The sequence below is a fragment of the Dyella acidisoli genome (genome assembly GCF_030160295.1).
In the GTDB taxonomy this organism is placed as follows: Bacteria; Pseudomonadota; Gammaproteobacteria; order Xanthomonadales; family Rhodanobacteraceae; genus Dyella_B; species Dyella_B acidisoli.
On the sequence record NZ_BSOB01000053.1, the window covers coordinates 41253 to 67405 of the forward strand.

14 protein-coding genes are annotated in these 26153 nt (G+C 60.0%); 10 read left to right on the top strand and 4 right to left on the bottom strand.

Going from position 1 to position 26153, the window contains the following annotated elements:
* Positions 1 to 702 precede the first annotated feature (702 nt).
* The 7 genes from QQJ86_RS19890 (at position 703) to QQJ86_RS19920 (ending at position 14860) form a co-directional block, all read left to right on the top strand.
* Positions 703 to 8376 carry an ESPR-type extended signal peptide-containing protein gene (locus tag QQJ86_RS19890; RefSeq protein ID WP_284322722.1) on the top strand — a complete coding sequence of 2558 codons (7674 nt, stop codon included), beginning with the start codon at positions 703 to 705 and terminating at the stop codon, positions 8374 to 8376.
* 19 nt (positions 8377 to 8395) lie between these two features.
* Positions 8396 to 9235: an OmpA family protein gene (locus QQJ86_RS19895; protein WP_284322723.1), complete on the top strand. Its 840-nt coding sequence runs from the start codon at positions 8396 to 8398 to the stop codon at positions 9233 to 9235.
* A gap of 325 nt (positions 9236 to 9560) precedes the next feature.
* Positions 9561 to 10022 carry a DUF4019 domain-containing protein gene (locus tag QQJ86_RS19900; RefSeq protein ID WP_284322724.1) on the top strand — a complete coding sequence of 154 codons (462 nt, stop codon included), beginning with the start codon at positions 9561 to 9563 and terminating at the stop codon, positions 10020 to 10022.
* A gap of 232 nt (positions 10023 to 10254) precedes the next feature.
* Positions 10255 to 10797: a DUF3011 domain-containing protein gene (locus QQJ86_RS19905; protein WP_284322725.1), complete on the top strand. Its 543-nt coding sequence runs from the start codon at positions 10255 to 10257 to the stop codon at positions 10795 to 10797.
* A 113-nt stretch (positions 10798 to 10910) separates the two neighbouring features.
* Entirely contained in the window at positions 10911 to 11198 is a 288-nt protein-coding gene (locus tag QQJ86_RS19910; protein WP_284322726.1) for a DUF2845 domain-containing protein, read from the top strand.
* A gap of 13 nt (positions 11199 to 11211) precedes the next feature.
* On the top strand, positions 11212 to 11766 hold the full coding sequence (locus QQJ86_RS19915) for a GNAT family N-acetyltransferase (RefSeq protein WP_284322727.1): 555 nt from the start codon (positions 11212 to 11214) through the stop codon (positions 11764 to 11766).
* Between the two features lie 139 nt (positions 11767 to 11905).
* Positions 11906 to 14860: a putative bifunctional diguanylate cyclase/phosphodiesterase gene (locus QQJ86_RS19920; protein ID WP_284322728.1), complete on the top strand. Its 2955-nt coding sequence runs from the start codon at positions 11906 to 11908 to the stop codon at positions 14858 to 14860.
* A 21-nt stretch (positions 14861 to 14881) separates the two neighbouring features.
* Here QQJ86_RS19920 and QQJ86_RS19925 read toward each other — a convergent pair whose 3' ends face one another.
* A complete protein-coding gene (locus QQJ86_RS19925; protein ID WP_284322729.1) occupies positions 14882 to 16288 on the bottom strand; it encodes a heavy metal sensor histidine kinase in 1407 nt (468 codons plus the stop codon).
* Complete coding sequence (locus QQJ86_RS19930) at positions 16285 to 16965, bottom strand: heavy metal response regulator transcription factor (protein WP_284322730.1); 681 nt, start codon at positions 16963 to 16965, stop codon at positions 16285 to 16287. The genes QQJ86_RS19925 and QQJ86_RS19930 overlap by 4 nt, the downstream gene beginning before the upstream one ends.
* Before the next feature lie 393 nt (positions 16966 to 17358).
* On the opposite strand from QQJ86_RS19930, the gene QQJ86_RS19935 reads away from it, so the two are divergent.
* The 3 genes from QQJ86_RS19935 to QQJ86_RS19945 are packed head-to-tail and all read left to right on the top strand — an operon-like array spanning position 17359 to position 23165.
* Positions 17359 to 20565: an efflux RND transporter permease subunit gene (locus tag QQJ86_RS19935; protein WP_284322731.1), complete on the top strand. Its 3207-nt coding sequence runs from the start codon at positions 17359 to 17361 to the stop codon at positions 20563 to 20565.
* 13 nt (positions 20566 to 20578) lie between these two features.
* Positions 20579 to 21721 carry an efflux RND transporter periplasmic adaptor subunit gene (locus QQJ86_RS19940; RefSeq protein WP_284322732.1) on the top strand — a complete coding sequence of 381 codons (1143 nt, stop codon included), beginning with the start codon at positions 20579 to 20581 and terminating at the stop codon, positions 21719 to 21721.
* A gap of 16 nt (positions 21722 to 21737) precedes the next feature.
* Entirely contained in the window at positions 21738 to 23165 is a 1428-nt protein-coding gene (locus QQJ86_RS19945) for an efflux transporter outer membrane subunit (RefSeq protein WP_284322733.1), read from the top strand.
* Positions 23166 to 23356: 191 nt separating this feature from the next.
* On the opposite strand, the gene QQJ86_RS19950 is transcribed toward QQJ86_RS19945, so the two are convergent.
* Positions 23357 to 25672, bottom strand: coding sequence for a xanthine dehydrogenase family protein molybdopterin-binding subunit (locus QQJ86_RS19950; RefSeq protein WP_284322734.1), 2316 nt, complete (start codon positions 25670 to 25672; stop codon positions 23357 to 23359).
* Positions 25669 to 26130, bottom strand: a complete 462-nt coding sequence (locus QQJ86_RS19955) for a (2Fe-2S)-binding protein (protein WP_284322735.1) — start codon at positions 26128 to 26130, stop codon at positions 25669 to 25671. Before QQJ86_RS19955 ends, QQJ86_RS19950 begins: the two co-directional genes overlap by 4 nt.
* Positions 26131 to 26153 lie beyond the last annotated feature (23 nt).

The window sequence follows — 26153 nt, forward strand, 5'->3', positions numbered from 1 at the left end:
GGCTTTAGCAGAAGCTTGAAGCTATCCAAGCTGGTCGTGATCTTTAAGATCGCGTAATCGTCATCCCAGCTTTCGCTGGGACGACGAGCGAAGAACGTCGGATGCCTCAGGAAAACCCTAACATCACGACATGCGCATGCATGATGACGTTGGGGTTTGCATCCCACCCAACGTACAGGCCATTTCCGATTTGGTATGACAATTGCCGAATTTGGCTATATGTCTCGCCGATTTTGTGCATCGATTTCCGCTTCCATCCGCTCCAATTGAGGCGTTGGCATCGACATGGCGCAGGGCGCGCTCATGTGTGCGCAAACTCGGGGGCAGTCATGCATCACATTCGTACCATCGCAAACAGGAACGGCGCGCATGCTGCACGCGTGCGGATAGATACGATGTACCGGAACGGTAATGCCAACGGATGCACATTTCGTGCGCTGAAGGGCATTGCATCGAACGCTCCACCCGAACGCATCGTCGTGTTCCGCTTCACTCGTTGCTGAACCCCTTCCCATTTTCTCCGCATGCCAGGAAGGCGTGTGCCCGCGAATCGACGCGGGCGGCAGACGATCGACTCCACCCCCCGAGTGACGCCTCAGGATCTGTTGCCTGCCGGGAGTTCCCTTTCGATGCGCGCGTGATTCGCAGCAGCGATGTTTTTGATTTTTCCAGCGTCCGTGGAATCGGATTTCGGAGACAGCTATGAACAGGATCTATAGCAAGGTCTGGAATGTTTCGTTGAAGCAGCTTGTGGTGGCTTCGGAATTGGCGACATCGCATGGTGGCGGCGTGATCGATCGACGCTGCCATCGCGCGCTTCCCGCGCGTCGCAGCCTCAGCTTGTGCGTGCTGACGGTATTGATGGCTACGGGAGCATGGAGTGAGCGGGCCGACGCACAAACGGTGAATTGCTCTGCGGCGCCCTACAATTTGTATAGCGGCAGCACGACATGCGTGGGTTATTTGTCCCAGGCCACTGGAGGCGGAGCCACTGCGCTAGGTTATAACGCCAACAGTACAGGAACGAATGCAACGGCCCTTGGCTATCAAGCCATTGCCTCGAATACCAACGCCGTTTATGTGGGGGCGCGTAGCGCTCCAGGCACCGGTGCGACAGGGGAGTCGGCGATTGCCATCGGTACGGATGTCGCCTCTACGGGTTCTGGGGACATTGGTATTGGTGTGGACTCCGTCTCTAGCGGCAACTCGTCGACTGCCGTCGGCCCCGTGGCAAAAGCAACGGGAGACAACAGCGTCGCCATGGGCTCGAATGCCAACGCTTTAGGGACGGGCGCGATCGCACTGGGCAGCGGCACCAATGGTTCGGCATACAACGGGGTAGCTGTTGGTGCGGGAGCCACTGCTGGTGGCGTCAACTCCATTTATCTGGGTGCTCGCACCGCTGCAGGCACAGGATCGACTGGGACATCATCCATTGCCATCGGCACTGACATCACCGCCAACGCCGACTATGCCACCGCCATTGGTTTCCAAACGGTGGGAAGCGGGGCGGCAGCCGTCTCGGTGGGTTATATAGCCAACAGCTCTGGTACGCATGCTATCGCTGTCGGCTTTCAGTCCATTGCCAGCGGCCTCAACTCTGTGTACCTGGGTGCACGTACTGTCACGGGCACGGGTGCAACGGCGGCGGGTGCGGTGGGTATCGGCACGGATGTGACGGCTTCCGGTCCGTCTTCGCTGGCTGCGGGTACAGTCGCCAGCGCCTCAGCGCAGAACGCAGTGGCGTTGGGCGCGGGAGCCATCGCAAGTGGCGTGAGCGCGCTTGGCATGATGAACGGTTCCAACGCCAGTGGTGCAAACGCGATAGCGTTGGGTGGGGCCGATACCGTTGCGGAAGGCGGTGCATCGACACCGGCAGCGGTGTCGGGCGCCGCGGCGTCGGGCATTCGTGCGATTGCGATGGGAGCCGGCGCGAATGCGGGTGGTGCCTCGTCCATCGCCCTCGGTGATTCGGCTCAGACTGGAGCCAACACCGATGCCATTGCCATGGGTACGACCGCAACGGCGTCAGGCGGTAGCGCCATTGCATTGGGTAACACGAGTGTTGCGAGCAATGCCAATACGACCGCGGTTGGCTATCGCACAACGGCTAGCGGAACATATGCCACTGCACTTGGCGCGTCTGCCACGGCGTCAGGCACTGGCGCGATCGCCATCGGCGCCAACAGTCTGCCCTCCGCGTCTGCCAATGCGCTAGGCACTGTGTCGGTGGCCGTCGGCAACCGTGCTTTTGCATACAACACCCAAGATTTGGCGCTTGGGCCTAACGCAGTGACGGGCGTTTCGGGCTCAAGCACGATCACCAATGACACGGCGGTTGGCTATAACACGCAGGCCACGGGTGGTAATGCGTTTGCCGGTGGCAGTGGCTCCACGGCCTTGGCAGCATCGAGCGTTGCAATCGGCAACTCGGCGTCGGTATTGGCTGCCGCCGGTGCCGGTTCGGTGGCGATGGGCAATGCGTCGACGGTCCATTCGGGCATTGGCGCGGTGGCGATTGGTCAGCAGCAATCCGCGTCCGGCAATGGTGCGGTGGCGATTGGTGATCCCAACACCGCCACTGGCAACGGTGCTGTAGCAACCGGTGCGAACGACACAGCCAGCGGCAACGGCGCCGTAGCCATCGGCAACACCAACAATGCAACCGGGCAGGGCGCGGTAGCGCTCGGCAATTCGTCAAATGCCACGGCGGCGAGTGCGCTGGCATTCGGCGATACCGCTAGCGCAAACCAGACCAATGCGATCGCATTGGGTGCTGGTGCTACAGCCGGTACGCAAGCAGGCGATGTAGCGCTGGGCTCAGGTTCAACCACGTCGACGGTGGTGAACACGTCAGGCGTCACGCTAGGTGGCACTGCGTATACCTTTGCTGGCACCAATGCGACCAGCACGGTGAGCATCGGCACCAGTACGTCGCCGCGTACGCTTACCAACGTTGCGGCAGGCCGCATTAGTTCCAGCAGTACAGATGCGATCAATGGTTCGGAGTTGTATGCAACCAACCAGGCGCTGTCGTCGGCGATTGCCAGCGGGGCGATTCACTACTACAGCAATAATGATGGTGGTACGCAGCAGGCGAACTACAACAACAACGGCGCCACGGGTCTGTTCGCTGTGGCAGCGGGTGTTGCCGCCACCGCCGCCGGCAATCAAGCCGTTGCAACAGGCGATGGTGCGAATGCTGCAGCCAACCAATCTATTGCAATAGGCAACGGCACGTTCGCGGGTGGTGCGAGTGGATCAGCGGCCGTGGGTTCGGGTGCGCAGGCCAATGCCACCAATGCGTTGGCGGTGGGTGTGTTCTCCAATGCGTCGGCACAACTCGCTACGGCGGTCGGCCCAGGTGCGAAAGCCTCAGCAGCGAGTGCCACGGGTCTAGGGCAAAACGCTTACGCTACCGGTGCAAGCGCCACAGCGGTGGGCACGTTTGCCAACGCTGTAGGTACGAACGCCGTCGCCGTCGGCGCGGGATCGCTTGCGGCTAATACCTCAGGTGTAGCTATAGGTCTCAATGCCAATGCTACGGGTGCCAGTGCCATCGCATTGGGCGGCACTTCGGTGGCCAATGGTCAGGATGCGATGGCCTTGGGCGCCAACAGCAATGCGGCCGGAGTTAATGCCACTGCTGTCGGCAATGGTTCGCAAGCGTTGGCGGCATCGACAGTGACCTTGGGCGACAGCAATTCGGTGGCCGCGGGTTCGGGCACCGGCTCGATCGCAGGCGGACACAATTCGAAAGTGTTGGCAGGTACCGGCGCTGTAGCATTGGGTGAAAGCCAGACGGCAAATGGCAACGGTGCGGTGGCGATCGGCGATCCGAATACGGTTACCGGCAATGGTGCGGTAGCCGTAGGTGCGAACAACATCGCGAACGGCAACGGTGCTGTCGCGCTGGGTAATACCAACAACGCGACTGGACAAGGCGCTGTTGCACTGGGTATTGCTTCCAATGCAACGGCCGCTAGCGCGCTTGCCTTCGGCGATACCGCTACCGCAAGCCAGGCGCAGTCGATAGCGCTTGGCGCAAACGCCACAGCAGGTGCGCAAGCGGGCGACGTGGCGCTGGGTTCCGGTTCCGCTACGTCAACAGTGGTTAACACGACCACGGCCACCGTGAATGGCGTGACGTATTCGGGCTTCGCGGGCACGAATGCCACGAGCACGATAAGCGTAGGCGCAACAGGCACGCCACGCACAGTCACCAATGTGGCGGCGGGGCGCATCAGTACATCGAGTACCGATGCCATCAACGGTTCGCAGCTATACAGCGTAGCGAACACGTTGGAATCGAACATCACGGCTGCGCAGACGCATGACTACAGCGTCAACAGCACGTCCACGGGTACGGATACCAACTACAACAACGCTGGCGCTACGGGTTCGAATGCGTTGGCTTCTGGCGTAAGCGCTTCCGCTGCGGGAGCGAGCGCTACGGCCGTCGGCAACAGCGCCAACGCCAGCAGCGCGAACAGCGTGGCGCTTGGCAATGGCAGCAAGGCCAGCATTGGTTCTGCCGTGGCGATCGGCAACGGCGCCACAGCGAGTGCGAATACGGGCGACGTGGCACTGGGCTCGGGTTCCAGCACGGTGGCTGTGGTGGCGACCTCGGGCACGACGATCAATGGTACTTCGTACAGCTTCCAGGGCACTTCGCCCACCAGTACGGTGAGCGTAGGTGCTGCGGGCAGCGAGCGCACGATCACCAACGTGGCAGCCGGACGCATCAGCCAGACCAGCACCGATGCGATCAACGGCAGTGAGCTGTACGCAACCAACAGCGCCATCAATACGGTGGGCAGCCAGGTAACGAACCTGGGCAATACCGTGGCGTCTTCGCTTGGCGGCAGCACCACGTACAACAGCAGCACGGGTGCGATCACCACCAACCTGAGCTACGGCGGCAACACGTACAACTCCGTGCAGAACGTGCTGAACCAGATCAACGGTGAAACCAACGGCGGCGGCATCAAGTATTTCCACGCCAATTCGACGTTGGCCGATTCCTCCGCCACGGGCAGCAACAGCGTGGCGATCGGGCCGGTATCCACGGCCGGCGCAACGAATGCGGTGTCGATCGGCAATGGCGCCACGGCGAGTATCAATCCAGGCGATGTGGCGCTGGGTGCCGGATCGGTTACTTCGACCGTGGTGGCCACGGCCGGCGAAACGCTTGCCGGTACCAACTACACCTTCGCCGGCACCACTCCCAGCAGCACGGTCAGCGTGGGCAGCGCAGGCCACGAACGCACCATCACCAATGTGGCGGCGGGTCAGATCAATTCGGGAAGCACGGATGCGATCAACGGTTCGCAGTTGTATGCAACGAATCAGGCGGTCAACAGTCTCAACAATTCGCTGACTACGGTGAACGGTGAATTGACGCATTACTACAGCGTCAACGACGGCGGTACGCAGCAGAGCAACTACACCAACAACGGTGCAACCGGCACGGATTCGCTCGCCGCAGGCGTGAAGGCGTCGGCCACGGCGACGAATGCCACGGCGATCGGCTACAACTCGCAGGCGTTGGCGGCGTCCACCGTGGCGATGGGCGACAGCAACACGGTGGCAGCTGCAGCAGGTACGGGCTCGTTCGCCGGCGGTTATCAATCGCAGGTGCTGGGTGGCACCGGTGCGGTGGCGTTGGGCAATCAGCAGACTGCCAATGGCAACGGCGCGGTGGCGATCGGCGATCCGAACAGTGCATCCGGTACCGGCGCGGTCGCGGTGGGTTCCAACAACGTGGCCAGCGGCAATGGTGCCGTGGCGATCGGCGACAGCAACAACGCGACGGGGCAGGGTGCGGTAGCGTTGGGCAATGCTTCCACTGCGACTGCAGCAAGCGCGCTTGCCTTTGGCGACACAGCAACAGCAAGCCAGGCGCAGTCGATCGCGCTGGGTGCCGGTGCTAATGCTGGTGCACAAGCGGGCGACGTAGCGCTCGGTTCGGGTTCCGTCACGTCGACGGTGGTGAATACGCCGAGTGCCACGATCGCCGGCACCACCTACACTTTTGCCGGCACCAATGCGACGAGCACCGTGAGCATCGGCAGCAGTACATCGCCACGCACGCTTACCCATGTAGCGGCGGGTCAGATCAGCTCTGGCAGCACGGATGCGATCAATGGTTCGCAGCTGTATGCAACGAACCAGGCCGTGGATAGTTTGGCCACCACGGTGACCAACGGTCTGACGCATTACTACAGCACCAACGATGGTGGTACGCAGCAGGCTAACTACAGCAATAACGGTGCGACCGGCACAAACTCGCTGGCTGCCGGTGTGGCAGCGTCTGCATCGGCAACCAACGCAACGTCGGTAGGCGAAAACACGAAGGCGACGATCACCGACAGCGTGGCGTTGGGTTCGCAATCCGTGTCCAACCGTGCGCTTACGCCGGCCAGCGGCACCATTGGCGGCACGATCATTCCGTACAACACAACGGATCGCACGCTGCTTGGTGCCGTATCGGTGGGTAGTTCGACCACGTATCGGCAGATCACCAACGTGGCAGACGGTACGCAATCGAATGACGCGGTGACGGTGCGGCAGTTGACGGGTGCACTGACCTCTTTCTCAACCACAACCACCAAGTACTTCCATGCCAACTCAACGAGCTCTGACTCGCTGGCGGTAGGCAATCAATCCATCGCGGTAGGCCCGAACACCGTTGTGAATGGTGACAACGGCGTAGGCATTGGCAACGGCGCATTGGTGCAGCAAAACGCACCGGGTGGTGTGGCGATCGGCGAGAACGCCACGACGAACTTGCAGGATTCGATTGCGTTAGGCACTAATTCAGTGGCCAGTGGCATCCAGGCGGTGTCGATCGGCGCGGGCAGTTCCACCGTCAATCCGACCGACGTTGCGTTGGGCGCAGGTTCCAGTGCAAAGGCGCAGGCGGGTGACGTGGCGTTGGGCGCGAATTCCGTCACTGCTACGGTAGTGGCGACCACCGGCACAACCATCAACGGCGTGAGTTACACCTTCGCCGGCACCACGCCCACCAGCACGGTGAGCGTAGGCAGCGTCGGCAATGAACGCACTATCACCAACGTCGCGGCGGGTCGCATCAGCGCAACGAGTACGGATGCCGTGAACGGCAGCGAGCTGTATGCCACCAACCAAGCAATCAGCAACATCACCATTGGCGGCAGCGGCATCAAGTATTTCCATGCCAATTCCACCCTGGCTGACTCGAACCCGGTAGGTGCCAATAGCGTGGCGATCGGCCCGGTATCCACCGCCGGTGCAGCCAATGCGGTGTCGATCGGCAACGGTGCAACGGCTAGCGCGAATGCAGGCGACGTCGCGTTGGGCGCAGGTTCCACGACATCGGCAGTGAAGGGCACGAGTAGCGTCACTGTCGGTGGCAATACGTATGCGGTCGCAGGTACGAACCCCACCAGCACGGTGAGCGTGGGCAGTGCCGGCAACGAACGCACCATCACCAATGTGGCGGCGGGGCAAGTGAGTGCGACGAGCACGGATGCGATCAACGGATCGGAGCTGTATGCCACCAACAGCCAAGTGAATGCCAACACCACTGCCATCGCCAATCTGAGCACTACCGTCAACAACATCAGCACCGGTGGCATCAAGTATTACTCGGTGAATTCCACCGGTAATGCATCGTCGGCGACCGGTAACAATGCGGTGGCGGAAGGGCCTTCGTCGACCGCTTCCGGTACGGACAGCACGGCCATTGGCGACGGCTCTACGTCGAGCGGCAACAACTCCGTGGCGTTGGGCGCCAATTCCAACGACGGAGGCCGTTCGAACGTGGTGTCGGTGGGTTCGCCCACCGATCAACGGCAGATCACCAACGTAGCTGCTGGTACGGCGTCTACGGATGCCGTGAACGTGTCGCAGTTGCAGGCGTCACAAGCCGGTTCCGTGCAGTACGACAAGAACAGCGACGGTACGGTGAACTACAGCAGCATCACGGTGGGTCAAGCGGGTACGCCGGCGCAGATCCACAACGTTGCGGCTGGCACGGCGGCCACCGATGTGGCGAACGTAGGTCAGGTCAATGCAGGCGTCCAGACGGCTGAAAACTGGGCGCAGAACTACACCGACCAGAAGTTCGCTGCGATCAATCACGACCTCAATGCGATATCCACGCGTGCGGATGCGGGTGTTGCCGCGGGTATTGCAATGTCCAGCCTGGGTCAGGCCTATCAGCCGAACTTGAGCAGTTTCGGTGTGGGTGTCGGTTCCTATCACGGCGAAGCGGGCGTGGCGGTGGGCTTGTCCACCATCACCGAAAGCGGGCGCTACATCTTCAAGCTGGCTGCTTCATCCAACTCGCGCGGCGATGTGGGTGTTGGCGGCAGCGTCAACGTGGTCTGGTGAGGGCAGGGAGGCGATGAACATGAAACTTTCTTCGACAAGCAAAGCCGTCTTCGTCGCGCTGCTGGCGATGGGTTTGAGCGCCTGCGGCAACGTCAGTCGCAACGTCGCCAAGGATGGTTCCACCGCGCAGGAACTGGTGTGGCCGAAACCGGATGACGTTACGCCCATGCATCGCGGCGGTACCTTTCCAGATATAGCGGTGTTGCGCCAGATGCATGCAGGTTTGAACAAACGGCAGATCTCGCAATTGATCGGCTGGCCGCACTTTGAGGAAGGTGTGTGGGGCGTGCGCGAGTGGAACTACGTGTTCAACTTCCGCGATGGCGATTCCGATCATGTGACGGTATGCCAGTACAAGATCTTGTTTGACGAGAACAAGCTGGCACGCAGTTTTTATTGGAAGCCGGAAGAGTGCGCGCGTTATATGAATCCGCCGCCTCCACCGTTGCCTGTGCCCGCTGCAAAAGCGGAAAAGCAGGAAACTACGCTATCTACGGATGCGCTGTTTGCGTTCGATCGCTATTCGCTCGAGGACATTACGGATGGTGGGCGTACTCAACTCGACGCTTTGGCAGCGCACTTGTTGGGTGAGAAGGATCGCATCGCACACATCAACGTTGTCGGCTATACGGATCGGCTCGGCAGTGATGCGTACAACCAGGTGCTGTCGCAGCGGCGTGCGGAGACAGTGGCGAAGTATCTCGCTGCCAAAGGCGTGCCGGAGGAATTGATCGGGGCAGAAGGGCGCGGGAAGGCCGAGCCGGTGATGCAATGTGCGGATCAGGCGCGAAGCAAGTTGATTGCTTGTCTTGCGCCGAATCGAAGGGTGGTGGTGCGGGTGGATACGCACGACATGTAGTTCCCTCTCTCCTCCGGGAGAGGGATAGGGTGAGGGGCAAACCTCGCTGGATGTTTGCTGGCACCTTATCGTCATTCCGGCGAAGGCCGGAATCCAGTGCTAGTAAGTCGTGCGAAGCACTCAATAAAAAATGTTGAGTCCTTCGGACACATGTTTGAACTGGATTCCGGCCTCCGCCGGAATGACGGAAAGGCAAGATCAAGTGTTACCGCAAAGTCGCCTCATTCCTTCGCTAATGGAAGTAGCGGATGAAGCGGGTCGAACAAGTGGTAGTTGAGTTTTTAGTGGGTCTTTTTTTAAACAGCATTCTCGGGAGCTGAGCATCATGCGCGTCATTACTTGTCTTTCTTTCCTCGCCCTAGCTGCCGTCACAGCCAGCACATTCGGCCAATCCACCGCGCCGGCCCGTCAACCCACGCCGCAGGAATATGCCCAACGCAACCAGCAACTCGAACAGGCTGCTCTGCAGGTGGCTGACTTGGTCGATAAGGGGCAGGAAGGACAGGTGTGGGATGGTGCTTCCACCATCACCAAGCAACTGATCGCTCGCGATGCATTCGTGAAAGGCGTGAACACTGATCGCAAGACGGTGGGAACGCTGGTCACGCGCACGCCGGCTGCGCTTACTTTCAGCGAATCCGATGGCAAGAAACTTCCCTCTGGCTTGTTCGCCAACGTGGCGTTCGCCACGCGCTTTGCCAATGAGAAGCAGCCGGTACGCGAGCTGATTTCGTTTCACTTGGATGGCGACAATGTGTGGCGTGTAACGGGCTACACCTTGCGGTGATGTGTAGCTCTAGACGCGAGCTTCGCTCGCGTCACCCCACCCCAACCCTCCCCTGCACACAGGGGAGGGAGCTAGTACGCGTAAGCGTAAGGTGCATGGTTAAATTTTCCTTCGCCTTAAGCCGAACATGAACTGCCGCTTTCACAGTGTCGGAAGTGGGTCATGACTTGCATCAGCGTTGTGGTTATCGTTCGCCACGCAACATCTTGCGTGGCATCGATAAGGAATAACCATGAGCGTGATCGGCAGGACTTTGGTGAGCGGGGCCACTACCTTGGCTATTGCTTTCTCGTTGCTGACAATTGCCGCGCCGTTGCGCGCGCAATACGACAGGCCATACGACCAAGGTCCGCAAGGCGCGTATTGCGCCAGCAATGACAATCGTTTTGCCCGTTGCCAGGTGCCCTGGCGTGACGCCGAGTTGGTGCAGCAAGCCTCGAAGGTGCGCTGCGTTCGCGATCAGACGTGGGGTTTCGATCGTAACGGTATCTGGGTAGATCACGGTTGCCGTGGTCAATTCGCACCAGCGCGCGGCGGCAATTGGCCGCCCTATGGCCATCCCGGATGGGGTCGTCAACCGATGCAAGTGCGGTGTGAGAGTCGCGGCGGCAGTTATCAGATGTGCCCGGTCGATCTTCGACGTGACGATTCCGTGCGCATGGTCAACCAGCTTTCCGGTGCCGACTGCCGCGAAGGCCGCAGTTGGGGCTGGTCGCGCGACGGCATCTGGGTGGATCGAGGATGCCGCGCCGATTTCGAAGTGGTACGTCGCTAGCGACGTCAGCATGTAGGTTGGGGTGCAAACCCCAACATCGCGATGTATGCATGTAAGGCAACGTTGGGGTTTACACCCCAACGTACACAACTCCAAAACAAAGGGAATTCGTTATGCGTCGTTATGTTGTTATCGCTCTACTGCTGATAAGCGTTGCTGCTCAGGCCATGCCTACCTTGCGCGTGGGCGACAAAGTGCTGTCTGTGGGTGATAGTGCAGCTCGCGTACAGGAATTGCTGGGCCCGCCGGCGGTGCGGACCTATCTCCATCGACAAGATGGCAGCTTGCCGAATGATCAAGTTTCGCAAGGCGAGCAATGGCAATACGTGCAGGAAGGAAAGACAGTGACTGTCACGATCGTTGACGGCAAGGCCACTGACTTTCAGTCACAACCCAACTGATCGCCTGCGAGGCATGTCGATACCGACGCTCGTTACCGAACGCCTGATTCTTCGCGGACTAAGCGAGGATGATGTCGAGGTTTACGAGCGTCATGTTGTTGACTATGAAGTAATCCGGTACCTAGCGGCCACGGTGCCATGGCCGTATCCCGCCGGTGGCGTGCGCACTTTTATTCGCGAGCAGGTGTTGCCGGAACAAGGCCGGGATCGTTGGGTGTGGGGTTTGCATCGCAAAGATGCCGAAGGCGTGATCGGCGCTATCGATTTGTGGCGAAAAGGGCGTCCGGAAAACCGCGGATTCTGGTTGGGGCGCGCGTTTTGGGGTCAGGGATACATGACTGAAGCGGCTTTGCGCGTCAATGATTTTGCATTCGAGCAATTGGGCTTTGACCGGCTGGTGTTTGCCAATGCGGTGGGCAATCGACGCTCGCATGACGTCAAGGCAAGAACCGGGGCCACCTTGATCGGCGTGTTGCCTGGGGCGTTCGTTGATCCTGCGCATACGCAGCAGGAGGTTTGGGAGTTGACCCGGGCGCAGTGGATGGATTGGCGGCAAGCTCATCCGTAGGTTGGGTTAGCGCAGCGTAACCCAACATTTCGACACGGCGTTGTTGGGTTACGCTGCGCTAACCCGACCTACGATTAGCATCCCGCTCCTTGGCAAAGGTAGGGACGGGCATGGAATTTGCTTCATTCATGGCATGACCATGAGCGGGCAAACCATCACCGGCAGCGGCGCACCGAAAGTCGTTTCGCAGCGGGCGATTCTTGTCCTGGGCAGTCTTACCGCTGTCCTGTTGCTAGTCATCTTAACGAGCGATCTGCGCTCGAATCTTCGTGCCCAATGGAACGAGAGCGCCCGACGTGCGAACGAAGTAGCGCTCAGTGCGGCGCAAATGCTACAGGCTCCGCTCCGTATGAGCATCAATGCCCTGATGGTCATCGCCGAGGAATCCCATCACCTTCAACAAACGGTACCGCAGCAGCACGATGCACTCATGCAGAACGTTGTTGCCGCGGTGGTGCGGCGGCAACCTCAGGTTGTCGATGTTGGCTTCGTCGACATAGCCGCCACCGGTGAGGCGCCAGCGCTGCCGCAGGACGGCGGTGTTTGGACATCTTGTGACACAAACCTGCCCTCGATAACCGGCATGCCGTGCTTTGGGGCAGCTGAGAAAAAGCCCGGCCGCGGGATGGTGCTGCCGATCGCTGCACCCGTCGACGGGCACAAATGGGTGGTCGGCAATATCCGGATCGCCGCGTTGGAACGCTATCTCGCATCGGTGCCCCATCCCCGCAGCGTGTCTTTTTTGGTCAAGGGTGGCTACGGGCGAGTCGTCATGCGTGGTGGCAAACCCGCAGCGGTTTCCAACGCTGAATCGGAAATGCCTCGGTGGATGAGGTGGGTGATCGATACGAGTACATTCGCTCCGCTTCGAGCGACGGCACCCGTGGGGAGCTATCCGTTTACCGTTGAGGCGGAGGTGACCAGCCAGGATGCGCTGGCACCCTGGTACCGCCAACTGACTGCCATCGTCATCTTCTATCTGTTCTATCTGGCGGCGTTTATCTGTCTGCTGAGAGTGGTGGCACGCGCCACGGCGTTGCAGCACCACTACATCCGGAGCTTGCATGCCAAGTCGGAGGATTTGCGCCTGGCCCAACGGGTAGGGCGAACCGGCATGTGGTCGCTCAGCGATGATGGGCAATGCTTTGAGTATTCCGAAGAAGCCGAAGAATTATTCGGATTGCACAACGGGAAGACGATCACGAGCATCAAGGATGTGCTTGCCATGGTGGTGCCGTCGGATCGCTGGTCGCTGATGCGTCGCGTCAAGGCGGCATGGGTCAGTGGTGCTCGTTTGCACACTGAATTTCGCTTGTACCTCGATAGCGGCGCAGTACGTTACCTCTCAGCGGGTGGCCAGGTCGTAACCGACGAGAGCGGTCTGCGGCGCATGACCGGCACGATTGCGGATGTAACGGAGCAGTGGGAGGCGCGGCGCCTGCAAAAGGAAAGCGAGCATCGGTTCGAAGTGCTATTCGAGCAGAATCCGCTGCCTTTCTGGGTGTTCGATATTGCCTCCTTGCGTATTCTGGAAGTGAATGCAGCAGCGCTGCGTGCGTACGGCTATTCACGTGAAGAATTCCTGGCGATGTCGATTCTGGACCTGCGCGATCCCGGCGATCATCCCACCCTTATCGCGCATGTCGCAGCGCCGCTGGAGGCGAGGCAAGCACGCAAGATTTGGCTCCATCGCACCAAATCAGGTTCTGCCATTAGCGTTCGCATCCATAGTGCCGAGATCATGTTTGCAAATCGCCCGGCTCGCCTGGTGCTGGCTGAGGACATCACTTCACATTTGGCGGATGAGCGCGAGCTGGCGTACCGCGCCTCGCACGACCTTGTTACGGGGCTGCCCAACCAGCATGCATTGATGGAATGGATGGACGTGCGCATCGCCGCCGGATCTTCCTTTGAAGTCGCGTACCTTCAACTGCTGGGTCTGGACGCCATCGGAGACACCTTCGGGATCAACGTATCCACGGGAATTGTGCAGGTGGTCGCGTCGCGTCTTGCCCAGTTGAGCGACGGTCACGGATACCTCACGGCCATTACCCATCAGGCATTTGTATTGGCGGATTCGAATCCCCTGACTGACGCCTTGCTGCACGCAATCGCTGAATGCGTGACCGAGCCGATCTACTACAAAGACACCCAGCACCAGATCAGCATCGTGATTGGCGTTGCCAGCTATCCACGCGATGGCATCCAAAGCGACGCTCTCATCGCGCGTGCTGCATTGGCTGCGCATGCGCATCTCCATAGCGATAAGCCCATCCACCATTTCGAGCCATTGATGGCGCAGCAATCCAGGGAGAAGCTGCATTTTTCGGCGTCCTTGCGGCGAGCCGTGAAACGAAGCGAATTCGAGCTGCATTTCCAACCGATCGCTGATTTTCCCGATATGCATCCGATCGGCCTGGAAGCACTGATTCGTTGGCCGCAGGGCGATGGCAGCTATATTTTTCCGTCGAGCTTCATCCCGGTATGCGAGGAGTCCGGCCTGATCGTGCCGTTAGGGCAATGGGTGCTGGATCAGGCGGCCAAGGCAAGTCGCGAATTACGGGATGCCGGTTTTGGTGACCTGTCGATTGCGGTCAATGTTTCTCCCGCCGAATTGCGCAGCAGCGATCTGATCGCCAACTTGCGCGCGGTTCGCGATACGTACTCGCTTGCCCATAACGCGCTGCGCGTTGAGCTGACGGAAAGCTGCCTGATCGAACATCGGGATAAGGCGATTGCCGTGATGAAACAGCTACGTGCAGACGGGGTTGCCGTCGCGCTCGATGATTTCGGTACGGGATTTTCTGGCCTTTCCTACTTGCGTGACTTGCCCATCGATATGCTGAAAATCGATCAGGCGTTCGTGCGAAATATTGATCGCGACGCACGCTCAGCAACGATCTGCGATGCCATCATCGCTCTCGGTAAAAGCCTGAAAGTCAGCATCGTTGCCGAAGGCATCGAGAGGTATTCGCAATACCGATGGCTGAATAAGCATGGATGCGACGGTGCGCAGGGTTATTACATTGGAAGGCCCGGGAAGCTGTCGGATCTTTTGGCGCAGTGGTCGCGTGCCAAGGATCGCGTGCGGTGAACCGTAGGTTGGGGTGCAAACCTACGGCAGGGCAGCTGGAGGCATGGGCGGAAAGTGCAGCGTGAAACGCGTAAGGTTCGCCGCGCTCTGCGCCGATACCGCTCCTCCATGCAGCTCCATGATGCTCTTCACAATCGACAACCCGAGTCCGGTGGAGTTGGCCGAATCGCTGCGTGAACGGTCCACGCGGTAAAAGCGATCAAACAGTTTGTCCAGATGTTCCGGTTCGATGCCTTTGCCAGGGTTCTCAACACTGACATCCACGCCTTTCTCGGTATTCGCGGCACGCAAGCGAATGGCCTCACCGGAGGGTGTATAGCGCAACGCATTGGATAGCAGGTTGCTCACCGCGCGGCGGAACAAATCGCGATCCGCATAGACGTTGGCCGATGCATTCACTTGAATCGTAACGCCAGCCTCAGCGGAAAGGCCTTCGAAGTAGTCGGCAATGCGCTGCAGTTCCTGTGCAGCATCCAGCACCACGCGTTGCATCGCGAATTGAGGGCTTTCGGCGCGCGCCAGGAACAGCACGTTTTCGATAGTGCGGCTGACGCGGTCGCACTCTTCGATGTTGGAGCCGAGCAACGTTTCGTATTCAGCAATGGAACGATGGCGGTTCAGGGCCACTTCGTTGGCGCCGCGCAGATTGCCCAGGGGGGTGCGCAGGTCGTGCGCCAGATCCACCGTGAACTGCCATACGCGCGCAAAGCCTTGTTCCAGGCGGGCGAGCATTTCATTCAATGACGTGGCCAGCGCGAGCAGTTCGGTTGGAGCATCCTGCAGTGGCATACGCTTGCTCAGCCGCTGAGCGGTAATGGCAGAGGCGCTTTCCGCCATGGCCCTCAGAGGACGCAGCGCGCGACGCACCAGCAGGTAGCTCAGCAATACCGCGACCAGCAAGCCGGCAAGCAGGGAAAGCGATACGTCGCTGCGATACTTGTCGAGCAAGGCCATGCGGTCCGCCAGCGAGCGTGCTACGGCAATGGTCACCGATTCACCGTCTTTCAGCGTGGCCGTCGTGGCTACGCCGCGTATCTCGTTGCCATCATGGTCTTTCCATGACTGGATGCTTTCGGGAACGATGCGCTGGTCTGCAGGAATAGCGGGCTGTGTGGGCAGCTCGTAGCCCAACGGGACATGATCGATCAGAAGACGACCCTCACGATCGATAACGCGCAATCCATTGGCATTGTCGCCCAGCACCAACGCAATCAGCCGATCCTTGTGTGCAATGACATCATCAGGCGACCGCAACTCTTCGGCCAGCCTGCGCAGATGCCGCGCATCCAGCATGATGTTGGTCTGGTCATGGATATAGATGCGTCGTGTCACCGCTTTGAATAGAAGCACGCCTACCACGCTGAAGCAGGCCACCGTAATCACTACAAACGTGATGGTGAGTCGCGCGGTGAGCGACAGGCGCATCATTGATCCTCGTATTCGAGATCGAGCACGTAGCCCATGCCGCGCACCGTGTGGATCAGCTTTACCTCGAAGCCATCGTCGATCTTTGCTCGCAGGCGCCGGATCGCAACTTCCACCACGTTGGTATCGCTGTCGAAATTCATGTCCCACACGAAGGAGGCAATCTGCGTGCGGCTTAGCACTTCGCCACGCCGGCGCGCGAGCAATTGCAGCAGCGAGAATTCGCGCGGAGTGAGATCGACGCGCTGGCCGCCACGTCGTACGCGCCGGCGAATCGCGTCGATCTCCAGATCGCCGATGTGCATGTGCTCCACGTCCCTGGGAGGGCCGCGGCGAAGCAGGGTGCGAATACGGGCCAGCAGTTCCACGAAGGCGAACGGCTTCACCAGATAATCATCGGCGCCCAGTTCCAGGCCGCGAACACGTTCTTCCAGTTCGTCCATCGCAGTAAGAAACAGTACGGGCGTATCGCGCTTGGCTCGCAGGCGCTTCAGCACCTCCCAGCCATCCATGCCGGGCAGCATGATGTCGAGCACGATCAGGGCGTAGTCCTCTTCGAGCGCGTTATGCAGGCCGTCGATGCCGTTAGTGGCGATATCGACGGTGAAGCCGGATTCCTCGAGCCCTTTCTTCAGGTACTCGCCGGCTTTTTTTTCGTCTTCGACAACGAGCAGGCGCATGGGAGTTCTCGACCTTGGATGGAAGAAATCATAGCCCTATGCGCCCATGGCCGCGATTACAGAATCGTCAGCTGCTGACCTGTGTACGTAGACATGAAATCTACATTACCCTCAAGCCGTCATTCCCGCGAAAGCGGGAATCCATCTTGCTCTGATGCATCCTTAAAAGTGGATTCCCGCTTTCGCGGGAATGACGGCCTCTGGGGCGGCTTTCATCACGGCGCGTGCCGTTATGCACCATGTGACTGTTGGGGTTTGCACCCCAACCTAAAAAGTCCCGGCCTATCGCGATTACAGAATCGTCAGCTTCTTGTCAGTGCCCGGCAAGCACCCGGTATCTAGCCTTTGTACATCGTCCGTTCAAAGGCCTGTTAGGCCGGCAAGAGGTTCGACATGTGGATTGTTCACCTGGCATTGCGCCGACCCTACACGTTCATCGTGTTGGCATTGCTGCTCTTCATCATCGGGCCGTTGATGATCCTGCGCACGCCGACTGACATTTTCCCCAACATCAACATCCCGGTACTCAGCATCGTCTGGACCTACAACGGCTTCTCCGCAGATGACATGGCCAACCGGATCACCACGCCGTTCGAGCGCGCGCTGACTTCCGACGTGGACAACATCGAGCACGTCGAATCGCAGACCGTCAATGGCACGGCGGTGATCAAGGTGTATTTCCATCAGGGCGCGGATATCAACCGCGCGATTGCCGAGGCGGTATCCAGCGCGCAGTCGATCATCCGCGTGATGCCGCCTGGCACCTTGCCGCCGCTGGTGATCTCCTACAACGCCTCCACCGTACCGATCCTGCAGTTGGCACTGTCCAGCAAGACGCTGTCCGAGCAACAGCTGTATGACCTGGGCAATAACTTCATCCGCACGCAGCTGGCGACTGTGCAGGGCGCGGCTGTGCCGCTGCCGTTTGGCGGCAAGGTGCGTCAGGTCATGGTGGACATCAATTCGCAGGCCATGCAGGCGCGTGGGTTGTCGCCGCTGGATGTCGTCAATGCGGTCAACGCGCAGAACCTGATTCTTCCCGGCGGCACGGCGAAGATCGGCACGCGGGAATACAACGTCAACATGAATGGCAGTCCGGCCACGGTGGCCGAACTCAATGACATGCCGGTCAAGGCCACGCAGGGCGGCGTGATCTATCTGCGCGATGTGGCCACGGTGCGTGACGGCTTCGCGCCGCAAACCAACATCGTGCGTGTGAACGGCACGCGCTCGGCGCTGCTGCAGGTGGAAAAGAGCGGTGACGCGTCCACGCTGGACATCATCCAGAACGTGAAAAACCTGCTGCCGAAGATCGCTGCAGGCTTGCCCAAGGCACTGCAGATCAAGCCGGTGTCCGATCAGTCGATTTTCGTGAGTTCCGCGGTGGCGGGCGTGGTGCGCGAGGGTGTCATGGCGGCGGGTCTCACGGCCATGATGATCCTGCTGTTCCTGGGCAGTTGGCGCTCGACGCTGATCATTGCCATCACCATTCCGCTGTCCGTGATCACGTCGCTGATTGTGCTATCGGCGCTGGGACAGACCATCAACATCATGACGCTGGGCGGCTTGGCGTTGGCGGTGGGCATTCTGGTTGACGATGCCACGGTGGCGATCGAGGCGATCAGTCATCATCGCGAGTCGGGCAAGAGCTTGATGCAGTCCATCATCGATGCCTCTGCACAAATTGCCTTGCCGACGCTGGTGTCGACGCTTTCCATCTGCATCGTGTTCCTGCCGATGTTCCTGCTGTCGGGCGTGGCGCGCTATCTGTTTGTGCCGCTGGCCGAAGCTGTGGTGTTTGCGATGCTGGCTTCGTATGTCTTCTCGCGCACGCTGATTCCCACGCTGGCGATGTACATGCTCAAGCATGAGAAGCATGGCGATCAACGTGGAGCAGGGCGGTTCCAGGCGCTGCGCCGTTTCCAGCAGCGCTTCGAGCGCGGGTTCGAGTCGCTGCATGGCAAATATCAGGGTGCGCTGCGGATGGCTATTGCACAACCGAAGCGTGTTGCGATCATTTTTGCGATCGCCTGCGGTGGTTCGCTGCTGCTGCTCCCGTTCCTGGGGCGTGATTTCTTCCCCACATCCGACACTGGCGAAATCCGGCTGCACCTGCGCGCGCAAACGGGTACGCGCATCGAAGAGACCGCGCGCCTGGTGGACGAGGTGGAGCAGCACATCCGCACGCTGATTCCGGCCTCCCAGTTGGACACGATGTTGGACAACATCGGCCTGCCGGTCAGCGGCATCAATATGACGTATGACTCCTCGTTGCCGGTGGGTACGTCCGACGCGGATATCCTGATCAGTCTGAAGGCCGACCACAAGCCGACAGAGCAGTATGTGACGTTGCTGCGCGATCGCCTCAATCAGGATTTTCCTGGCGTCACTTTCTCGTTTCTTCCTGCGGACATCATCAGCCAAACACTGGATTTCGGCTTGCCGTCACCGATCGATGTGCAAATCGTGGGTAAGGACAGCACCGGCAACCGTAAAGTGGCAGAAAGCCTGCTGCGTTCCTTGCGCACGGTGCCTGGACTGGTTGATCCACGCATCCAGCAGCCGAATGACGCGCCTTCGATCAACGTGAACGTCGACCGCGTCAAGGCCACCGAAGCAGGCTTCCAGCAGCGCACGATTGCGCAGGATCTGCTGATTGCACTATCGGGCAGTTCACAGACATCACCGAATTTCTGGCTTAACCCAAAGAACGGCGTGAGCTATCCGCTGATGACCGAAACGCCGCAGTACACCATCGATTCGCTGCAGGCGTTGCGCAACATTCCATTGAGCGTCGACTCGGGCGCCAATCCGCAAGGCTTGCCACCGATTCTCGGTTCGCTGAGCAGCCTGTCGCGTGCTTCACAGGATGCAGTGGTGTCGCATTACAACGTGCAGCCGGTGATCGACATCTTTGCTGGTGTGCAGGGTCGTGATCTTGGCTCGGTGTCAGGTGACGTGCAGAAGTTGGTGAAGCAGGCCGAGGCGCAGCTGCCGGCAGGCTCCAGCATCGTTGTGCGCGGCGTGGTGCAGACCATGCAGTCCTCGTTCCAGGGCTTGCTGTTCGGCCTATTGTTCGCTGTGCTCCTGGTGTACGCGCTGATGGTGGTGAATTTCCAGTCGTGGGTGGATCCGCTGGTCATCATCAGCGGTCTGCCAGGCGCATTGGCCGGCATCACCTGGATGCTGTACGTCACGCATACCACCGTGAGCGTGCCGGCTTTGACAGGCGCGATCATGTGCGTGGGCATCGCCACTGCGAACAGCATACTGGTGGTGAGTTTTGCGCGGGAACGCCTGGCGGCGGGTGCAACACCGCTGGAAGCCGCCTTCGATGCAGGCAGTACGCGCTTCCGCCCCGTGCTGATGACGGCGCTGGCCATGCTGATCGGCATGTTGCCCATGTCGCTGGGTCTTGGCGATGGCGGCGAGCAGAACGCACCGCTTGGCCGTGCCGTGATCGGCGGCCTGATGTTCGGCACTGTTGCCACGCTGGTGTTCGTGCCCGCGGCATTCGCGGCCGTGCATCAGTGGCTGCGCGCGCGCAAGGGCACATCAAGTGATGCGTCATCTCTTTCCCTGCCTTCGCCATCGGTTTGATGGGAGCCGAGCCATGAATCGTTCCAAATTCAAGCTAACTATCACTTTAATCGCAGTCGCGGTATGCGCTGCATTCGCCATCGGCGGCCTGCCGCGCTTGATGGCGCGCAACAAGGTCGCGCAACAGACCACTGCTTTGAGCAAGCCTACCGTTTCCGTGATCACACCCACGCGCGCACCCGCGCAACAAATGCTGGTGCTGCCCGGCGATATCCAGGCGTATCAGCGTGCGGGCATTTATGCACGCACCAGCGGCTATCTGAAGGCGTGGCATGCCGATATCGGCACCCATGTGCATAGCGGGCAACTACTGGCTGAGATCGAGGCGCCCGAAGTGGATGCGCAGCTTGAACAGGCACGTTCGGACGCGGCCATGGCAACGGCCAACTATGACATCGCCAAGGTCACTGCAGATCGCTGGGCGGACATGCTGAAGAAGAATGCGGTATCGAAGCAATCCGCCGAAGAAAACATCAGCATCATGAAGGCGAAGCAGGCCACGCTGGCTGCTTCGCTCGCCAATGTGAAGCGGTTGGAGCAATTGCAGTCTTACGAGAAAGTGTATGCGCCGTTCGACGGCGTGATCACCGTACGCAATGTGGACGTCGGTGCATTGATTGATGCAGGCAACAGCGGCCCACCCGCAGCGTTGTTCGAATTGTCTGAAACCGATCGCTTGCGCATTTTCGTGAACGTACCTCAGGACGATGCGCCTTACGTTATCCCTGGCACCAAAGCGCTCTTGAGTTTGTCGCAATATCCCGGTCGTTCGTTTGCCGGCACGGTTGCGCGTACATCTGGTGCCATCGATCCACGCAGCCGCACGCTGCGCGTGGAAGTGGACATGGATAACCCGGATGGAACATTGCTGCCCGGTGCGTTTGCCCAGGTCAGCCTGACGTTGACCAGCTCCAATCCTGGTCTTTCGTTGCCCGCCAATGCCTTGCTGTTCCGCCCGCATGGCGTGCAGGTGGCGGTTGTTGATGCAAGGGGCGTGGTGCAGCTGAAGACGGTAGAGCTCGGGCGCGACTTCGGCACGCGGATGGAAATTCGCAGCGGCCTCAACGGCGATGAGCAAGTGATCGTCAATCCCAATGACGCCATCAGCGCGGGGCAGGCCGTACGCATCAACCCGCATCCAGCCACTTCGGCTTGATCGGTGGAGAGTAGCCATGCATGTACGTAAGCAATCGATGAAGCTGGGCTATCTGTTCGCGGCGGGTTTGAGCATCGCCGCCATGTCGGGTTGCACACCCGGCCCGGCCTACGTGCGGCCTTCTGTCACTGTGCCGACGCATTACAAGGAAAGCACTCCACCAAAGGGCTGGTTAGCAGCACAGCCGGGTGATGCTGCGGATCGTGGTGATTGGTGGAAAGTGTTCGGCGATCCAAAGCTGGATGAACTGGAAGCCCGTGTCGACGTGGGCAACCAGACCATCCAGAAAAGCCTGGCCAATCTTCGGCAGGCGCGTGCGACAATCGGTGTGGCGCGATCGTCGTATTTTCCGCAAGTCACGGCGGGTACCGATGCCAACGTCAATCACACGTCCAAGGATGTAGTAGGGCATGCGCTGGCCGGACGCACCGTGCAGGATTATTCCATGGGTGTGACCGCATCGTGGGAACCTGATCTGTTCGATCGTATTGGCCATGCGGTCGATGCTGCGAAGGCACGCGCACAAGCCAGCGAAGCAGACCTCGCCTCGATCCGTTTGAGCATGCATGCAGAGCTGGCGCTCGATTACGTGGACCTGCGCCAGATCGATGTGGAAGCCGCCTTGCTGAAAAAGCTGGTGGATAACTACGTGCAGGCCAAGAACCTGGTGCAGACGCAATTCGACGGCGGCATTGCTTCCGAATCGGAACTGGCACAGGCGGAGACGCAACTGCAAGTTGCTAAGGCGCAGCTGATCGATCTGGGCGAAGTGCGCGCGCAGCGTGAGCACGCCATGGCGGTGTTGATGGGTGTGCCACCTGCCAATTTCAGCTTGCCGCCGATGGATAAAGCTTTGCCGTTGCCGACGATTCCCGTTGGGGTGCCTTCTACACTGCTACAACGCCGTCCCGATATCGCCGCCGCGGAACGCCGTGTTGCTGCTGCCAATGCCGACGTTGGCGAAGCGACGTCGGCGTTCTTTCCCGACCTGGTGCTTTCCGCAACGGGTGGTCTGGAAGCCTCGCACTTCGCCCAATTGGCGACGTTGCCCAGCCGTTTCTGGGCAATCGGTCCGGCGCTGATCGGCACCTTGTTCGATGGTGGCCGTCGCCATGCGCAATTGTCTGCTGCCGAAGCGACGCGTGATGCCGCGGCAGCGGATTATCGGCAAACCGTGTTGAGTGCATTCCAGGAAGTGGAGGACAACCTCGCTTCGCTGCACGTGCTGGCGGATGAATCGGCGACGCAGCAGCGCGCGGTGGATGCTTCGTCACAGGCTGCCGACTTGGCGATGACCCGTTATCAGGATGGCGCTACGGATTACCTTGAGGTGGTGACAACGCAGAGCGTTAATCTTGCGCAGACGCGTGCGCTGGTGGAGTTGTCGCGGCGACGGTTTGCTGCAGATGTCGGGTTGATCAAAGCGCTTGGTGGAACGTGGTAGGCGTAGGTTGGGGTGCAAACCCCAACATCGTTGTACATGGTCCCGGCTTGCCGTGATCAGCTCCCTCACCTACGTGCAGTAGGGGAGGGTTGGGGGTGGGGTGAAGCAACCTCGCAGCGAATTCAAATAGTGCGGCAAGCTCGTGCAACCCCACCCCTTCCCTGCAAGCAGGGGAGGGAGCAAGCGTGGCTTCAAGCCACCTGCTTCGCCTTCGCCAACTGCTGCCGTATCGGCAAACTGCGAATCCGTTGCCCGGTCGCCGCGAAAATCGCATTGGTCAACGCTGGTGCAACGGGCGGCAAACCCGGTTCGCCCACGCCGCCCATTGGCAGCGAATGATCATCCGCACCAACCAGGTGCACATGAATTTCGCGTGGTGCTTCGTTCATGCGCAGCACCAGGAAGTCATTGAAGTTGGATTGCTCGGCATGGCCGTTCTTGAACGTGATCTCGCCATGCAAGGCCAGGCCAATACCCATGATAACGGCACCTTCCAACTGCGAGCGCACACGTTCCGGATTCACTTGCGGGCCGCAGTCGATGCCGATGTCGACGCGTGGAATGCTCAGCTTGCCATCCGGGCTCACTTCCACCTCGCACGCCACGGCGGTGTAGGTGACGAAGCTGTTATGCGCTGCCAGCCCCAAGCCGCGTCCCTTGGGTAGCGTGCGGCCCCAGTTCGCGGCAGAGGTAACCGTTTCGATCACGCGCTTCAATCGCTTTGTGTCGATCGGATAGAGCGCCGGATCTTCGCCATAGTTGGTGAATTCGATTTGCGAGCTGGGCTGGAACTGGCGATCAGGTCCGATCAGTTCAAGCAGAAAATCGCGATGATCGCGTCCGACCGTGTGCGCCAGTTCCGCCACGAAGCTTTGCACGCCGAACGCATGCGGGATGTTGTACACCGAGCGGAACCAGCCGATGCGCGTATGCGCTTCCACAGCGGGATTTTCGATGCGCACGTTGGGCACGGCGAACGGCAGGTCGATCATGCCCTGGCTCAATTCGAAAGGCTGTTCGTGCGCGACGTCGGGCATGAACGTGGATTGGATCGACGGTGCCGCGGTGCGATGCAACCAGCCGGTGACTTTGCCGGAACCATCCAGTGACGCTTCCAGATGTTCGGCCGACACAGCGTGGAAATAGTCGTTGACGATGTCGTCCTCGCGCGTCCACAACACCTTTACCGGTTTGCCGGTTGCGCGCGAGAGCAGGGCGGCTTCGACTACGTAATCGGGCTTGGATTTGCGCCCGAAACCGCCGCCGAGCAGGGTGACGTTCACTGTGATATTCGCATCCGGAATGCTCAGCGCTTTGACCAGCTCGTTGCGAATTTCCTGCGGTGCCTGTGTGCATGCCCACACTTCGCATTTGTTGTCCGCGAAATTAGCCACCGCGCAAGGCGGTTCCATGGTGGCGTGAGCGAGATGCGGAATGTAGTAGTCCGCGGTGACACGCTTGGCGGCGTTGTTCGAGGCTTGCTCGATGTTGCCATCGTTGCGGGCAACCAGGCCTGGCTTGCGATTGGCCGTTTCCAGTTGTGCGCGATAGGCGACCGAGTCGTAGTTCGCGTTCGGTCCACTGGTCCAGTTGAGCTTCAATTGCTCGCGTGCCTTGATCGCCATCCAGCTGTTTTCGGCGATCACGGCTACGCCACCGAGCGGTTGGAAACCGGATGGCGGCGGCGTGAACGGTACTTCAAGCACCTTCACCACGCCGGGCATTTTCTCCGCGGCACTGCCATCGAACGAAGCGAGTTTGTCGCCATAGACCGGTGGGCGTGCGATCACCGCGTACAGCATGCTGTCCAGACGCGTATCGATGCCGTAATGCGCGCGGCCGGTGACGATGTCGTGGCCGTCGATCAGCCCGGTTTTGTCTTTGCCGATGTAGCGGAATTCATTCGGCGACTTCAACTTCAACGTAGCCGGATCGGGAGCGGGCAGAGCGGCAGCCTTGGCGGCGAGTTCGCCGAAGCCAAGCGTGCGTCTGCTCTTGGTATCGGCCACTTCGTGGATGCCGGCTTTCACTTGCTGCACGTCCACGCCCCATTGCGCAGCAGCAGCCTGCTCCAGCATCACCCGTGCGGCTGCGCCGGCCCGGCGCAAGGCCGCGAAACTCTCGCGCAGGCTGCGCGAACCGTCGGTGTCCTGGTTGCCGTAACGCACTTCATCGCCAGGCGCCTGCCGCACTTTTACGCGCGACCAATCGGCGCCAAGTTCATCGGCCACCACCATCGCCACGCTGGTACGTACACCTTGACCCATTTCCGAGCGGATGCACACCACCGTCACCGTGCCATCCGGTGCGATCTCGACGAACAGGTGCGGATCGTCACGCAGACCATGCTCGGCACCTTCACCACCGTATTGCTTCTTGGCATCCGCTTTGGTCGCAGCAAGCGTGAGCGAGGGCAAGCCGAAGGCCAGCAGCAAACTGCCGGCACCGAAGCCGAGCATGAAAGCGCGACGGCTTTCATTGCAGATCTGCAGATCGTTCTTTTTCATGCCACGCCGCCTTCGCCCGCGGCGAGCTTGATGGCCGCGCGAATACGCGTATACGTGCCGCAACGGCAGATGTTGCCGGACATCGCCGTGTCGATCTCGGCATCGCTGGGATGCGGATTGCTCTTCAGCAATGAAGCGGCCTGCATGATCTGGCCGGCCTGACAGTAGCCGCACTGTGCCACATTCAAGCTCATCCACGCGCGCTGCACCGGATGGTCGCCGTTCGCAGACAAACCCTCGATGGTCGTAACCTGCTTACCCACTGCAGCAACCACCGGCGTGATGCAGGAACGCACTGCTGCGCCGTTCAGATGCACCGTGCACGCACCGCACAAGGCCATGCCGCAACCGAACTTGGTGCCGGTGTAGCCCAGCGTATCGCGCAGGTACCAGAGCAGAGGCATCTCAGGCGGGCCATCGAACTGGTGTTCATGGCCGTTGATACTCAGGGTGAGCATGGCGGACCTCGTCGGGGGCGGGG

Coding starts and splice junctions, on each gene's coding strand:
- QQJ86_RS19890 (WP_284322722.1), top strand. CDS start 703: ATGAACAGGATCTATAGCAAGGTCTGGAATGTTTCGTTGAAGCAGCTT.
- QQJ86_RS19895 (WP_284322723.1), top strand. CDS start 8,396: ATGAAACTTTCTTCGACAAGCAAAGCCGTCTTCGTCGCGCTGCTGGCG.
- QQJ86_RS19900 (WP_284322724.1), top strand. CDS start 9,561: ATGCGCGTCATTACTTGTCTTTCTTTCCTCGCCCTAGCTGCCGTCACA.
- QQJ86_RS19905 (WP_284322725.1), top strand. CDS start 10,255: ATGAGCGTGATCGGCAGGACTTTGGTGAGCGGGGCCACTACCTTGGCT.
- QQJ86_RS19910 (WP_284322726.1), top strand. CDS start 10,911: ATGCGTCGTTATGTTGTTATCGCTCTACTGCTGATAAGCGTTGCTGCT.
- QQJ86_RS19915 (WP_284322727.1), top strand. CDS start 11,212: ATGTCGATACCGACGCTCGTTACCGAACGCCTGATTCTTCGCGGACTA.
- QQJ86_RS19920 (WP_284322728.1), top strand. CDS start 11,906: ATGAGCGGGCAAACCATCACCGGCAGCGGCGCACCGAAAGTCGTTTCG.
- QQJ86_RS19925 (WP_284322729.1), bottom strand. CDS start 16,288: ATGATGCGCCTGTCGCTCACCGCGCGACTCACCATCACGTTTGTAGTG.
- QQJ86_RS19930 (WP_284322730.1), bottom strand. CDS start 16,965: ATGCGCCTGCTCGTTGTCGAAGACGAAAAAAAAGCCGGCGAGTACCTG.
- QQJ86_RS19935 (WP_284322731.1), top strand. CDS start 17,359: ATGTGGATTGTTCACCTGGCATTGCGCCGACCCTACACGTTCATCGTG.
- QQJ86_RS19940 (WP_284322732.1), top strand. CDS start 20,579: ATGAATCGTTCCAAATTCAAGCTAACTATCACTTTAATCGCAGTCGCG.
- QQJ86_RS19945 (WP_284322733.1), top strand. CDS start 21,738: ATGCATGTACGTAAGCAATCGATGAAGCTGGGCTATCTGTTCGCGGCG.
- QQJ86_RS19950 (WP_284322734.1), bottom strand. CDS start 25,672: ATGAAAAAGAACGATCTGCAGATCTGCAATGAAAGCCGTCGCGCTTTC.
- QQJ86_RS19955 (WP_284322735.1), bottom strand. CDS start 26,130: ATGCTCACCCTGAGTATCAACGGCCATGAACACCAGTTCGATGGCCCG.